Genomic DNA, 12,337 nt, shown 5'->3' with positions numbered 1-12,337 from the left:
ATATCCAATATAATATAATTCTCACTTGTTGAAAACGGGGGAATTTAGACGTCAGCCAGTCGCATAACAATGCGCTCCCATTGATAATGAATGTATTGAGATACTTTCTGTACAGTGTTAATGAAGAAATACCTCTAGACTCTTTTGAACTGTAATCGCATTTTCCTCAGTCACAGAAAAAATTCTCATTTTATCTTAGGATATAAAATCCTTCTACTACATCCAGAAGCTGCTTATTATAAATTATTGACCGAGAGATTATAACTGGAAGTACCGACGATTCCCATAACTTTTACATAATAAGTTTTACCAGCAACTACATTAATATCTAATGGTACACCAGAGCCAGAATCTCCAATCATTGTGGTTTTATCAGATTCAAACACACCGAATATGCTTATACCTTTAGAGTTGTTATCTATAAGTGAAGTACGAACTTTTCCAGTCTTATTAGCTACAAAAACAAAGTAATCCTCATCACTGCCATTAGTTTGTCCTGAGATGGTTGAGTTAATAGTCAAGGAATCTGCCGTTTCAAAGGTATTGTTAGGCTCAGATTCCGTACTTGCAGCAAAAGCAGATGATGATACAGCGAATGCGAAAGTTAGCGCTAATAGGATTTTTTTCACAATAATTACCCCCTATATTTTGGAATAAAAGTAATATACTATTTTTTGAGAAAATAGTCAAAAAATAACTTATTTTGGGTTTTAATGGTGAATTTTGTTTTTTATTAGTTTTGCTGTCGAATAACACGAACAGACTTGAACGTGCTTTTATCATGAAATGCATTAACCCTAGTGAGTATCTTGCATTCCCACATAAAACAAGACCTATCCATAAATGGACAGATCTTGTTCAAATAGGTTCGTACCAAGATTATCAAGCCGCCTTCTCCTCGCTCAATCGATCCGTAATTACCGCAATCGCACCATCACCCGTTACGTTACAAGCGGTACCGAAGCTATCCTGCGCAATGTACAAAGCAATCATCAACGAAGTCAACGTGGTAGTAAATCCGAGCATGGATTCCATCAATCCGAGTGCCGCCATGACTGCACCGCCCGGCACACCTGGTGCGGCGATCATCGTTACGCCCAGCATCAAAATGAACGGAAACATCACGCCAAAGGATGTCGTCATGTCATTTAGCATCATGACTGCCATGGAACAGCTGACAAGCGTAATCGTGCTTCCGGAGAGATGGATCGTCGCACAGAGTGGAACGACGAAATCCGCGATCTTTTCGCTCACACCGTTTTTCTTAGTCTGGTTCAGTGTCACAGGAATGGTGGCCGCAGATGATTGTGTTCCAATCGCTGTGAAGTAAGCAGGGAGCATATTTTTCATCAGCGTGAATGGATTTTTGCGTCCCATCTGGCCCGCTACCAAGTACTGTACGAACAGATAGAATAGATGCAAAGCAATAATCATAACGAAAACTTTAACAAATACGGACAAAATCATCGTGACTTGTCCACCATAGGTCAGGTTAGAAAATACAGACAGGATATGTAATGGAAGCAACGGGATAATGACGGAAGCGATGAGCTTCTCTACGATATCTCTCAAGTCTACCATCACATTTTGCAGTGCGTTGCCTTTGATGACAGTCGCTCCAAGACCAAGGGTGAAGGCGAGCAGTAATGCTGTCATCACACCTACAATCGGCGGCATGTCTACGGTAAAGAACGGCTTCACCAGTGCTTTCTCCGGGTTGGCATACTGATTCACCAGTCCACCTACCTCAAGAATGTGTGGGAAAATACTCGTACTGACCAAATAAGCAAGCGCTCCTGCAAGGATCGTAGACAAGTAAGCAACCCCTGTGGTTACCCCAAGCAGACGCCCTGCCCCTTTGCCCAGCTCACCGATGCCTGGCGCGATAAATCCAATGATAATCAACGGAATCGCAAATCCGAGGAAATTTCCAAACAGGCCACTAAATGTAGCCAATCCTTTCACAACCCAAATCGGCGAAATGGAGCCAATCCCGATCCCAAGGACAATAGCGATCAGGATTTTGGGTAGTAAACCTAGCTGTTTCATGAATTGAACCCCCGTTACGTGTTGGTAAATGATGTCCGCGTGGAATGGACCATGTCTCTTTTACATGGACTAATGAATAACAAGGTAACACATCCGGGATGAGATTGTCATGAATCATAAAAAAGTACTAATATTTAAATTAAAGAAAAACCCCCAATGAGCGTTGCTTACTCACTTGGGGGAACAATATTATTTGGCACAAACCACTTGGCGAAATTCTTCTTCAATATCTGCCAGCACGCGCATGGCATCCGCGAGTTCTTTCTCATTCTTTTCTACGGTCAGTGTGTGGCAACGCCCGAATTGCTTCGCTTGCTTCTCTTTGATCGCCGCTAGCTCTGGATCATGCTTCGAGAAAAATACAGCGAAATCCATCGCTCGCCTCGCCCCTAGCTGGAAAGCAAAATAAGATAAGTGGCCCATTTCCGCTGGTGAAAGTCCACCTTCCTCTTCCATCCGCTTCACTACACGCAAGATTGCTTCCTTTCCGTATAGGATTGAGGGGCTTGGTTCAGCCGCTGCGCTGTCCTGATAGATTCCTTTGTATAAACGAAGCGTATTTGCAACCAGCTCCTCTTCTGTCGGACTGCCTACTCGCTTTGGTGCTGTCCAATAATGATAGGAAAAGAGGCCATCAAAGATTTTCTCAGCCTTCCACGCCAAGACAAACTGAGACAACGGCAAGCTGACAAAAGGAAAACCTGCGGGATCATGCATGTAGATCGCTTGGTCATCCATCTCGTACGCAAGAACAAAATGATCAGCGCCACCCAAATACTGAGCATTTGGGTTATACGTCAGGTAGCCCATATCAAGCGGTCCGAGCAACACAGGCCCCTTTTTCAAATCGCGCCTTAATTCCGCCAACGGTGGCTCGCCCTCCGCATCTCCTGATCTTTCCGTCCAACGAAAACCAAGCAGTTCTAGCGCATGACTGACACCACGGTCAGGAATCACTTGTCCGAAATAAATGACTTTCTGCTCCTCATACCAGATGGCTCCGACTCCTACGCCGGAGAGCACCTCGAGTACGGCAGGCGATACCTTCTCCCCAATTGTCTCCAAAAGCATTGATGATGAATTTGCATAGCAATAGTGGCCACTTCCGATGTAAGATAGCATGCTTTTCTCCCTCTTTCTCGTCAATGTACGGCTTACCTTTCATTGACTTCGGGTCGCATGTTTTTCTGACATCGCTTTGCAAAACATTTCTCGTTCACGCGAAATATTTCTTGAAAAATTCCATCTTCTCGCTCACAAAAGCATCATCCGAATCGCTGCTACCCATGATATGAGGATCATGCATGCACAGCCCCATTAGCCATAATTGGCGAATACCTGTCATGAGAGACACCCACCAGTTCGTCATCTTCTTCGATCAATATTCGGCTCAGCTTGAAAGCAGCCAGATCATACGCCCGCCAACCATATCCGCACAGGTCGAAATCAAAGTGGGTATAGGTGTTGTCATCGCAAAAATTCGTATTAAAATTCCCTTGAAGGTCTCCGTGACAAATCCCCCAGTCGAGTCCAGCAAGTTATATGGAAGACGTGTGAATGGGGAAAAGGACACTACAAGTAAAAAAGGACCTTGAAGGGCTAAAGGCCGATCAAGGTCTGGTACAGACTAAAACGTTTTGTTCCCCATGCTGAATAAGCTCTTCAAGGAATCGGGCAACATAAGTAATGGATTCGTATTCGTCACGCTCATCAGAAGGTTTGCTGTCAAAAAACGTTATTTCTTTACTTTTCCCTTGATCTCGCGCAATTCCTCGAGGATCAGATCATATTTGTCGCTGTATTTGTCCAGCAAGTCTTGTAAACGCCCCTCGCGCTCGCGATTTGCTTTCATAATATAAAACAACAACCAGACAAACAAAGCAGCAAATGGCCCTTGCTGAAGTAATACGGTTGTTACTTGATCTTCCATGTTTGATCTCCCCTTTTGTCACTGTACAGAACGAGTGTTCCTGCATCGTCCTTATCTGTATTTTGTACAAAAGGCTTGTACATAATTCGTTGAAAGCAAAATTAATATCCATACTTTTCTTTTCCACTCTCATTTAGTACAATAACTTTGTACATCCTCACAGGAAGGACTGGCACGCTCATGCTATCTCAGCGCTTACGCACAGCTCGTAAGACAAAAGGTCTGACCCAGGAAGAGTTGGCAGAGCATGTCTGCACCACCAAGGGGACGATCAGTAACTACGAGAACAACCACAGCACCCCCCCGAATGACATGCTGCGGCAATTGGCTGATGTGTTGGACGTCACGACCGATTGGTTGTTGGGCCGCACAGATGAAGTCACTGCCTATATTCTCCCAGCAGCTGAGCAGACAAATCAACGTTCGTTGGACGAGCTCTTGCAAGAAAAGATCGATGACCCGGACGACTACTATTTCCTTGACGGGTATCTGGACGCTTCAGAAGAGGAGAAAAAAGAAATTCGCCGCTACTGGTACGACTTGAAGAAACAGTTGAAAGTCCGTAAAGTACGCGAGGAAAGACCTCCGTCTTTGTTTGACATCACGGAAGACATCAAAAAAAAATAACCCCAGTGCGGGGTTTTCTTTTCAGCGAGAAACAGAACGTACGTTCCTTACCATTCATTTAGGAGGTTCTTGATGCTTCACTCCCTTTTGAAAGAAATCTGCGAACCGCAAACATGGCTCGAGAGTCGCGTGTACTTGCTGCTTCAGCATCACGGCATCGCTTCGCCCGAACAAATCGATCTGCATCTGCTGTGCGAGACGTACGGCATCGAGATCCATCGTATTTGCGGCAGGAGTCGTGCACACGCGCATCCCTTTTTGCCGGGACGTTATGTCATTGCGGTGGACGAGCGACTCGATCTGGCTACCCAACGGGTTAAAATCGCGCATGAACTCGGACATTTGCTCCTTCATGAAGGCATTCAGCCCCAGAGCAGCGAATGGATGATTGACTGGCAAGAATCGCAAGCGAATCATTTTGCGGAGCATTTGCTGCTTCCCATTTACATGATGAGCCCCCTGCTTGCTGATTGTTCTCGATACAACGCTCCAGCTATGATGGCGCAGCGCTTTCAGGTGCCGATGCCTCTTGCTCGTGCCCGTTTTGAGCGCATACTTAGCCGTCTGTATGCCAAAGGCTTTCCCGTCTACGAGTAAATTACGGACGCTATTTTGTAGGAGGCGATACCTGATGAAACGAGTCTTTATTGCCGGAGATGCATACACGACTCATTTTTTTGATCTCGCCTTGGACCAAGACGAGGAGCTGTCGCTGTTACCCTCTTTGCAGGTAGCCAGCTATCACGTGGCCCGCTTTGCTCTCATCATGCGAGATGACGGCCTTCGTGGTCTCGGTATTTTTCCCGGAGACGCCCTCTTGATCTCAGACTTTTCGATGGAACCTGTAAAAGACAGACCTGTATTGATCCGACAGGAGGGGCAGTTCCTTGTGCGCATCGCAGCAGACGTCAATCCATTGGAATGTCTGTTTACAACCACACGCGAGCAAGACACCCCCATGCTACTCCCCTCGGAAAACATTCGTATTACAGGTGTTGTATCTGGTTTTATTCCACGTTCATCATCGTAACCTCATTAAGCAGCCAATCCTTGATTGCTGCCACCGTTTGCTGCCACTGCTCCTGCGGGGTAATGGCAGCGGGCTGGTCGCCCTCCTGCGATCCATAGCTTCCGAACTGAGAGTGGTTTCCCCCTGCTATGGACATGTACACGGTACGCTCCGGCAAATATTGCTTGCTCTCCTCATACTTTTCTATTTGGATCACACCATCGCGAGACCCGAGCAAAGACAGCACAGGCAAATTCACCTTCTTCAAGTTCCCTTGACTGTTTGGATACGCTCCCAGCAAAAATACTCCGCTGATTCGGTCCGGGTGGTTTGCTGCGAATTGAGCTGCCATAGTACCACCGAGCGAATGTCCTCCGATAACAAACGTTTTATTCGGGTACGCCTTTAATACTTGTGTGGCTCGCGTCATATCACTTACAGCCAAATTCAGCGGCATTCGTGCGAGAAAAACATGGTAGCCGTATCCTGCCAAGGCACGTGCAATCGGTGCATAGCTCTCCGGTTTGACCAGTGCTCCTGGATATAAGATGAGTCCCGGTTCACGTGACTCCCCGCCTTGGAAAATAATCCAGTCATTCGTATCCATGACCGTAATCCCTTCACCGCCTTGCATGGCCGTTAACGCTGCTTGGTCGGGCTGATAGGGCTGCAAATACCATATAGCCAGACAAATCGCTCCAAGTGTCACCAATACGATAGCCTGAAACCATTTTTTGCGTGCTTGACTCATCCCATCCACCTCGTTTCCGTTCCCATGTATATGCTACTTATTATGTCTCAAACATAGAAAAAACCGTCAGAGACAATAGCCCGACGGTTGTTAGTAATGGCTTCATTAGCCTTTTTCCTTCTGCCGCTCACGAAAACGGCGCACCTTCATCAGGTTTCCGCACATTTTGTCATCACACCAACGGCGCACCCGGTTGCGGCTTTCATCATAAAACACCCAGCGGCAATCCTCGTTGTCACATATTTTGATTCGCTCCAGATGTTGCGGGGCAAGCAGCTCCGCGAAAGAAGCCGCAATTTGTGCCATGACGAGGGGCCAGCCCTCTGTTGAGCTGGATTGGTTTTGCCTGTAGCCGCCCTCCTCATCGACATACAACACCTGCATATGGAAAGGGGCGAGAGCTAAAGCTCTGTTCAATTCCACGAGGTCCTCTTCTTGGAAGCGGTCTCCACGGACAACGGCTTCCAGCATACGTCTCAAACGTTCACGCAGCTGTAAAAGTGAAGCGGCACAGTCCTCATTCATCGGCAGCGGAGCGGTTAGCTTGTATGTTTGCAAAAAGGATGACAGCCATTTCTGGTTCTCCAAGCGATTTTCCGCACGACCAGAACCACGCCAATCCCGCCAATCACTATTTAAAAAATCGATACAAAGCCAGTCCATGTACTCATCTCTCCTGACAAAACCCTTCATTTTTCTCTCTTGTATGATCATGCAGAATATGGTAATCTATTTTTGTAACCACCGTAATGTAATTCATTGGTTACATACTCATTTCTTACTGCTATTATAGCGTTTCATCAATCTGTTTCACAGACGAGGAGGAAGCGTATGAATCGGAAGGATTTACTTTTGCACGGTTGGGAATGTACCTATGACAAGGAAGACTGGTATCCACCTTTAAAAGAAGCGCTTTCCGGAGTATCAGCAGCCCAGGCCAGCTGGCGCCCTGTGGGAGAAGCAGCCAACACGATCTGGGAAAACGTCAGTCACCTTCTTTATTACAAAGAACGACTGTTGCATCGTCTATTGGGCACTGAATTTCCTGGCTCTGCTGAGACGAACGATGATACCTTCATCACGTCCGGCGGTCCAAATGACGAAGACGCTTGGCAAGCTACCCTCTTGCGCACGGAAAGCGTTCATCGCCACATTCATGAAAGGCTTTCCGTGCTGACGGATGAGGATTTAAACCAGACGGCTACTTATACGCCGATTTACCAAGCCGTGATGAGTCTGGTCCTGCATGATGCGTTTCATACGGGACAAATCGTCCAAATTCGCAAGCTGCAAGGCTCTTGGCCTGCCAGACGCTCATTTGAATAACAAAATTTCACATTGATTAATCATTAACAATCCTTTATAGTTGATGAATCACAAAATTTCATACATGTTATCCTCATCTTTCACGGTGAGGATAGAGGTCGCGGCTTTTATATCATCCTGTACGAGATTCAGAGAAAATCAATGACTCCAGGTAAGGAAAATCCGCCGAAGCTCATATCGCGTCTCTGTGCGATTGGGTTGGGGCTGTACTCGAAAGGGACAGAACTGTCACGTTTGCATGCCAAGCAAGCGTGGTGAGCTATCTTCAGTGAAGGCTTGGTGGGGATTGGATGATACCGCCCTATGCCATTTTTTGGCTATGGCGGTTTTTTCGTTTCCGACCTTCCTTCTCAAAAATCAAGAAAGGTCGTGCAAGCAGCTTATGTCACAAAATCAATTGCAACGTGGTCTAAAAGCCCGACATCTGACGATGATCGCCATCGGCGGCTCGATTGGGACGGGATTGTTTCTCGCGAGCGGAGGCTCGATTCATTCCGCCGGACCTGGTGGAGCTTTAGTCGCCTATCTCGCCATTAGTATCATGGTTTACTTTTTAATGACCAGCTTGGGGGAAATGGCGGCCTTCATGCCTGTTTCTGGTTCGTTTTCGACGTATGCCACACGGTTCGTCGATCCATCTCTCGGCTTTGCTCTCGGCTGGAACTATTGGTACAACTGGGCCATTACCATTGCCGTCGAGCTGTCAGCTTCCGCACTCATTATGAAATATTGGTTCCCGGATACCCCAGCGATAGTGTGGAGCGCTTTGTTCCTCGGATTGCTGTTTGCCTTGAATCTCCTGTCTGTGAAAGCCTATGGAGAATCTGAATATTGGTTCGCCTTGATTAAAGTAGTAACGGTTATCATCTTTATTGTTGTTGGTGTGTTGATGATTTTTGGCATTATGGGCGGCCAAGCAGTCGGCCTCCAAAACTTCACCAAAGGCGACGCGCCATTCAATGGCGGCTTCATGGCCCTGCTCGGTGTCTTTATGATTGCCGGATTCTCTTTCCAAGGGACAGAGCTGGTTGGTGTCGCAGCTGGGGAGAGTGAAGACCCTGCCCGTAACATTCCGAAGGCCATCCGTCAAATTTTTTGGCGTATCCTGATCTTTTATATCCTCGCTATTTTGATCATCGGGTTGTTGGTTCCATACGATAATCCAAATCTGATCAGTGGCGACATTACAGATATTGCGATTAGTCCGTTTACGATTGTTTTTGAAAATGCCGGATTTGCTTTTGCAGCATCCGTCATGAATGCCGTTATTCTCACGTCTGTATTGTCTGCTGGTAACTCTGGCATGTACGCCTCTACACGTATGCTATGGAACTTGGCGAAAGAAGGAAAAGCACCAAAATGGTTCGCAAAAGTAACAAGTAATGGCGTACCAATCAATGCGTTGATCTTGACTGCGCTCATCGGCGCCCTTGCTTTTCTGTCCTCTCTGTTTGGGGAAGGCGAAGTGTATGTCTGGCTTTTGAATGCGTCCGGTATGTCTGGTTTCATCGCTTGGCTGGGAATTGCCATTAGCCACTACCGTTTCCGTAAAGCGTTTATCGCTCAGGGTCGTGACTTAAGCGAATTGCCTTATCGAGCAAAGTGGTTCCCGTTTGGACCGATTTTTGCCTTCATCATTTGCTGTATCGTTATTTTGGGGCAAAACTACTCCGCATTCATGGGTGGAACGATCGACTGGAATGGCGTCCTGGTCTCTTACATTGGCCTGCCACTCTTCTTAATCATTTGGCTCGCTTATAAAATCACCCAAAAGACCGAGCTCGTCCCTCTAGAGCAAGTAGACTTCAGCATGGATGAACACACGAAATAATCGAAGAAAAAATACGGACTTCCGTTATCTGAACGGGAGTCCTTTTTCATATTTGCCAGCCTATGAAAAATTGTCCAAAAATATCCGATAGTATAGACAAGAAGCAATTGAGATCCGTTTCCTTCCGTTCTCACAACTCATACCAGTCATCTGATATAAGGTAACCAGATCTCCTGCCATCACGACTGAACATGAATCCATGTGAGGAGAGTAGAACATGCACATCCAATCGAACACCCGCTATCTAACACCCCAGCTTACAACTAACCAAACTGCACCGAAAATGGTGACAGGAACTCGTCTAGGAATGCCGGAGCACGATACAGTAGACCTGCGTTCCCACAAGGCACGCGAGCTACCTGCTGATGCCATCGAACATCACAGCGTCCAATTTTTCTTTAACACAGAAATTAATGAGCGTTTGGATAAAATTTTCGCAGATAAACCACCCGAGGCTCGCAAAGCCTTTGACCACATCCTGGAGAAAAATTTTTTCAACTCCCAATCCTCCTACACCGATGAAGAACGAGCTGCTTTGGTAGAAGGCGGTTTAACCCAAGGCAAATATTTGGCAGACCAATTCATGGCTGATGAAAATACTGCTGAATTTTTGGATACTCTCCATTTGCTCGCTGGCGTTGCCAAAACTCGAAAGGTTGATCATGCAACCGGCAGTGTCAGCTACGTAGAGCTTCCGCAAAAACCACATGGGGCGCCGAACGACTATGTTAATCCGTCCAAGCTGATGGAGCGGTATGAGCCGGAAGCCTACAAAAAGATGCATGCGGCTACAACCAATCAAACAGAGAAAGTGAGCATGCTGATTCAATTCGTCAAAAAGCTCCAACATCGTCCAGACTGGATCTCACAATATCGGAACGAACAAGCTACGCTTCTCTCCGATCTAAAAAATACAAAAATCGCTAACCGCTTTGAGAATGTAAATACAAAGGACGCTACTGAATTTGTTCGTGAAATGAATACGCTCGCTGAAAATGCTTCCTTTTCTACCTTCACACCATTGCTTCAAACGAATCTTGCCTCTTTTATGAAGATCTTGACCAAGAAAACAAGTTAACTACACAAAGATAATGGTCACAGCCTCCTCCCGAACTTCCTTGGGACTGGGGCTCTTTTTTTGGTGCAGCTGATGGACATACTAACCCGTAAAGGAGGAGACGAACATGTATGACAATCGTGAAAACGACCTGCCTGATTTCAAACAACTGGATGACAGACTGATCGCTCAACCTCCTACTAGCCCAATAATCGCAATCCGTACCAATCTAGACAAGGAACCAAATGACGTAGACAATCCGTATGTGCAGCAAGACTCTAAACCGACTGGACAAAATAAGGAGGAAGCAAATGACTGATCGTACTTCAAAGGAAAAACCGGACATGGGTTATAACGGAAGCAATATGCATGGTTATTCCCTTACACCAAAGGAAGGGACATTGGACCAAACTGCCAAGGCTGCTGCGGAAAACAAAGAAAACAGGGACAAAGAATAGTTCTTTTCCCATTACGAAAAACAAATCCCCTTTGGGGAACAGGCAGATACTCCTTTGCCTTTTTCCTGAAGGGGATTTGTTTTGGATTTTTGACAAAGAACATGATAGATTAACATTTTGTTATTGACGAAATTCTGTTGGAAATATATACTTTTCATGGATTTGATAATGAGAATCGTTATCATATTCTTGTATATATGATCAGGAGGTTGCCCCATGAAATCCAGGCTCTTCAAACACATTTACAGCACAACATTAGTCACTTCTCTCCTCACAGGTGGCGCCCATATGGCTCTGGCCGCACCACTCGTGGCCACTGCTGAACAGACGGATATTTCTCCTTTGTCGCTAGATTTCGCAGTCGAACAGGCAATAAAGAACAGCGTTGATCTGGAGGTGCTTCGGCTTGACTTAGATATTACGAAATACGAAACATCCATCACACTGAGAGAAAAAGAAGAAATTAAAAAAGCCGACATTATGACTCTGGCTGATGCAAAAAAGAAATTCGAAGACGCAGCCAAAGCGGTCAAAGAAGTCGTTGTCGATGAAGTCGCCCTAAATACGCAAAAAAACACCATTCAATTGCAAGTGCAAAAAGCATTCTTCGAAGCCCAATCATTAGATGCCAAAATCAAAGCGCAAAAGAAAAGCTTGCAAAGACAGTACTGGTTGGACTCCCAAGAAACAGAAGCTCACAAAAATCTTGCTGCTCTTGAAACCAGCTACAAACAAGCATTGGTCAAGCTCAACGATTTATTGAATGAAAAAGCGGACAGACAATGGAAAATGATCACCACTGATCTGACTCAGCACGAGCTGCTTTACTTGGAGCAATTGCAAGCAAAAGCTTTTGAAAAACGTCCTGAAATGATCAAAGCACAAGCAGAAATAGACTTTGCTCAAGTAAGAATTGATTACACAGCAGAGTATTCCGCACTCAGCACACATAAAGGTACAATCGCAAAAAATGAGCACAAAAAAGCGGAACTGCAAAAACAAAAAACACAAAAGAAAGTCGGTCAAGAAGTAAGTGACAACTATACGAAGGTACTCGCAGCGAAAAAGGCATTAGAGGAAAGTACGACAAAGAAAGAAACCGCATTGGAACGCTATCAGGCAACAATCGATCAATATAGATTAGGAAAAGCATCGATGAAAGAACTGATGGAAGACGAAGCAAACCTGTTTGACTCCGAAACAAAAGCAATCGAATCGGTTTATCAATATAATCTCGCTGCTACCACCTTGAACCAGTCGACTGGTTATTAATATTTCGCATAACGAAGGATCTCATCT

At 45.7% G+C, this 12,337-nt stretch carries 17 protein-coding genes and 1 riboswitch; of the genes, 9 read left to right on the top strand and 8 right to left on the bottom strand.

Annotated features, from left to right (window positions below; genetic code table 11):
• Positions 1-236 precede the first annotated feature (236 nt).
• The 6 genes from ACQ5DJ_RS11690 to ACQ5DJ_RS11665 form a co-directional block, all read right to left on the bottom strand.
• On the bottom strand, positions 237-629 hold the full coding sequence (locus tag ACQ5DJ_RS11690) for a hypothetical protein (protein ID WP_429842621.1): 393 nt from the start codon (positions 627-629) through the stop codon (positions 237-239).
• Positions 630-882: 253 nt separating this feature from the next.
• On the bottom strand, positions 883-2,049 hold the full coding sequence (locus ACQ5DJ_RS11685; protein ID WP_429842620.1) for a dicarboxylate/amino acid:cation symporter: 1,167 nt from the start codon (positions 2,047-2,049) through the stop codon (positions 883-885).
• 189 nt (positions 2,050-2,238) lie between these two features.
• Complete coding sequence (locus tag ACQ5DJ_RS11680; RefSeq protein ID WP_429842619.1) at positions 2,239-3,171, bottom strand: hypothetical protein; 933 nt, start codon at positions 3,169-3,171, stop codon at positions 2,239-2,241.
• 94 nt (positions 3,172-3,265) lie between these two features.
• Positions 3,266-3,394 (bottom strand): hypothetical protein, encoded by a 129-nt coding sequence (locus tag ACQ5DJ_RS11675; protein WP_429842618.1) that lies wholly within the window; start codon positions 3,392-3,394, stop codon positions 3,266-3,268.
• The gene (locus tag ACQ5DJ_RS11670; protein WP_429842749.1) at positions 3,348-3,566 is read right to left on the bottom strand and encodes a hypothetical protein; all 219 of its coding nucleotides are present in this window, start codon (positions 3,564-3,566) and stop codon (positions 3,348-3,350) included. Before ACQ5DJ_RS11670 ends, ACQ5DJ_RS11675 begins: the two co-directional genes overlap by 47 nt.
• Positions 3,567-3,784: 218 nt before the next feature.
• A complete protein-coding gene (locus tag ACQ5DJ_RS11665) occupies positions 3,785-3,979 on the bottom strand; it encodes a BhlA/UviB family holin-like peptide (protein ID WP_017251979.1) in 195 nt (64 codons plus the stop codon).
• A 180-nt stretch (positions 3,980-4,159) separates the two neighbouring features.
• On the opposite strand from ACQ5DJ_RS11665, the gene ACQ5DJ_RS11660 reads away from it, so the two are divergent.
• From ACQ5DJ_RS11660 to ACQ5DJ_RS11650, 3 genes are all read left to right on the top strand, one after another.
• Positions 4,160-4,606, top strand: coding sequence for a helix-turn-helix domain-containing protein (locus ACQ5DJ_RS11660; protein ID WP_429842617.1), 447 nt, complete (start codon positions 4,160-4,162; stop codon positions 4,604-4,606).
• A gap of 72 nt (positions 4,607-4,678) precedes the next feature.
• Complete coding sequence (locus ACQ5DJ_RS11655) at positions 4,679-5,203, top strand: ImmA/IrrE family metallo-endopeptidase (protein ID WP_429842616.1); 525 nt, start codon at positions 4,679-4,681, stop codon at positions 5,201-5,203.
• Positions 5,204-5,237: 34 nt separating this feature from the next.
• The gene (locus tag ACQ5DJ_RS11650) at positions 5,238-5,636 is read left to right on the top strand and encodes a hypothetical protein (protein WP_429842615.1); all 399 of its coding nucleotides are present in this window, start codon (positions 5,238-5,240) and stop codon (positions 5,634-5,636) included.
• Here ACQ5DJ_RS11650 and ACQ5DJ_RS11645 read toward each other — a convergent pair.
• Together ACQ5DJ_RS11645 and ACQ5DJ_RS11640 are read right to left on the bottom strand one after the other, a co-directional pair.
• Positions 5,614-6,366 carry an alpha/beta fold hydrolase gene (locus tag ACQ5DJ_RS11645; RefSeq protein ID WP_429842614.1) on the bottom strand — a complete coding sequence of 251 codons (753 nt, stop codon included), beginning with the start codon at positions 6,364-6,366 and terminating at the stop codon, positions 5,614-5,616. The two genes, ACQ5DJ_RS11650 and ACQ5DJ_RS11645, sit on opposite strands and share 23 nt — an antisense overlap.
• Before the next feature lie 105 nt (positions 6,367-6,471).
• The gene (locus tag ACQ5DJ_RS11640) at positions 6,472-7,029 is read right to left on the bottom strand and encodes a CGNR zinc finger domain-containing protein (RefSeq protein ID WP_429842613.1); all 558 of its coding nucleotides are present in this window, start codon (positions 7,027-7,029) and stop codon (positions 6,472-6,474) included.
• 168 nt (positions 7,030-7,197) lie between these two features.
• Here ACQ5DJ_RS11640 and ACQ5DJ_RS11635 point away from each other — a divergent pair, with 168 nt between their 5' ends.
• From ACQ5DJ_RS11635 to ACQ5DJ_RS11610, 6 genes are all read left to right on the top strand, one after another.
• Positions 7,198-7,692: a DinB family protein gene (locus tag ACQ5DJ_RS11635; RefSeq protein WP_429842612.1), complete on the top strand. Its 495-nt coding sequence runs from the start codon at positions 7,198-7,200 to the stop codon at positions 7,690-7,692.
• A gap of 84 nt (positions 7,693-7,776) precedes the next feature.
• Positions 7,777-7,962, top strand: a riboswitch (Lysine riboswitch).
• A gap of 112 nt (positions 7,963-8,074) precedes the next feature.
• Entirely contained in the window at positions 8,075-9,523 is a 1,449-nt protein-coding gene (locus ACQ5DJ_RS11630) for an amino acid permease (protein ID WP_429842611.1), read from the top strand.
• Between the two features lie 217 nt (positions 9,524-9,740).
• A complete protein-coding gene (locus ACQ5DJ_RS11625; RefSeq protein WP_429842610.1) occupies positions 9,741-10,601 on the top strand; it encodes a hypothetical protein in 861 nt (286 codons plus the stop codon).
• Positions 10,602-10,707: 106 nt separating this feature from the next.
• Positions 10,708-10,899 carry a hypothetical protein gene (locus tag ACQ5DJ_RS11620; protein ID WP_429842609.1) on the top strand — a complete coding sequence of 64 codons (192 nt, stop codon included), beginning with the start codon at positions 10,708-10,710 and terminating at the stop codon, positions 10,897-10,899.
• Positions 10,892-11,038, top strand: a complete 147-nt coding sequence (locus tag ACQ5DJ_RS11615) for a hypothetical protein (protein ID WP_429842608.1) — start codon at positions 10,892-10,894, stop codon at positions 11,036-11,038. Before ACQ5DJ_RS11620 ends, ACQ5DJ_RS11615 begins: the two co-directional genes overlap by 8 nt.
• Before the next feature lie 216 nt (positions 11,039-11,254).
• Positions 11,255-12,310: a TolC family protein gene (locus ACQ5DJ_RS11610; protein ID WP_429842607.1), complete on the top strand. Its 1,056-nt coding sequence runs from the start codon at positions 11,255-11,257 to the stop codon at positions 12,308-12,310.
• The last annotated feature ends 27 nt before the right edge of the window (positions 12,311-12,337 follow it).

This window comes from Brevibacillus sp. FIR094 (genome assembly GCF_050477165.1).
Classification (GTDB): Bacteria; Bacillota; Bacilli; order Brevibacillales; family Brevibacillaceae; genus Brevibacillus.
Note: the sequence above shows the minus strand (reverse complement) of the source record. Positions and strands in the feature narration are given on the sequence as shown.

Excerpts from the sequence above, each read along its gene's own strand:
- ACQ5DJ_RS11625 (WP_429842610.1), top strand. The coding sequence starts at position 9,741 with ATGCACATCCAATCGAACACCCGCTATCTAACACCCCAGCTTACAACT.
- ACQ5DJ_RS11615 (WP_429842608.1), top strand. The coding sequence starts at position 10,892 with ATGACTGATCGTACTTCAAAGGAAAAACCGGACATGGGTTATAACGGA.
- ACQ5DJ_RS11660 (WP_429842617.1), top strand. The coding sequence starts at position 4,160 with ATGCTATCTCAGCGCTTACGCACAGCTCGTAAGACAAAAGGTCTGACC.
- ACQ5DJ_RS11680 (WP_429842619.1), bottom strand. The coding sequence starts at position 3,171 with ATGCTATCTTACATCGGAAGTGGCCACTATTGCTATGCAAATTCATCA.
- ACQ5DJ_RS11655 (WP_429842616.1), top strand. The coding sequence starts at position 4,679 with ATGCTTCACTCCCTTTTGAAAGAAATCTGCGAACCGCAAACATGGCTC.
- ACQ5DJ_RS11635 (WP_429842612.1), top strand. The coding sequence starts at position 7,198 with ATGAATCGGAAGGATTTACTTTTGCACGGTTGGGAATGTACCTATGAC.
- ACQ5DJ_RS11675 (WP_429842618.1), bottom strand. The coding sequence starts at position 3,394 with ATGACAGGTATTCGCCAATTATGGCTAATGGGGCTGTGCATGCATGAT.
- ACQ5DJ_RS11650 (WP_429842615.1), top strand. The coding sequence starts at position 5,238 with ATGAAACGAGTCTTTATTGCCGGAGATGCATACACGACTCATTTTTTT.
- ACQ5DJ_RS11665 (WP_017251979.1), bottom strand. The coding sequence starts at position 3,979 with ATGGAAGATCAAGTAACAACCGTATTACTTCAGCAAGGGCCATTTGCT.
- ACQ5DJ_RS11630 (WP_429842611.1), top strand. The coding sequence starts at position 8,075 with ATGTCACAAAATCAATTGCAACGTGGTCTAAAAGCCCGACATCTGACG.
- ACQ5DJ_RS11640 (WP_429842613.1), bottom strand. The coding sequence starts at position 7,029 with ATGGACTGGCTTTGTATCGATTTTTTAAATAGTGATTGGCGGGATTGG.
- ACQ5DJ_RS11620 (WP_429842609.1), top strand. The coding sequence starts at position 10,708 with ATGTATGACAATCGTGAAAACGACCTGCCTGATTTCAAACAACTGGAT.
- ACQ5DJ_RS11645 (WP_429842614.1), bottom strand. The coding sequence starts at position 6,366 with ATGAGTCAAGCACGCAAAAAATGGTTTCAGGCTATCGTATTGGTGACA.
- ACQ5DJ_RS11685 (WP_429842620.1), bottom strand. The coding sequence starts at position 2,049 with ATGAAACAGCTAGGTTTACTACCCAAAATCCTGATCGCTATTGTCCTT.
- ACQ5DJ_RS11610 (WP_429842607.1), top strand. The coding sequence starts at position 11,255 with ATGAAATCCAGGCTCTTCAAACACATTTACAGCACAACATTAGTCACT.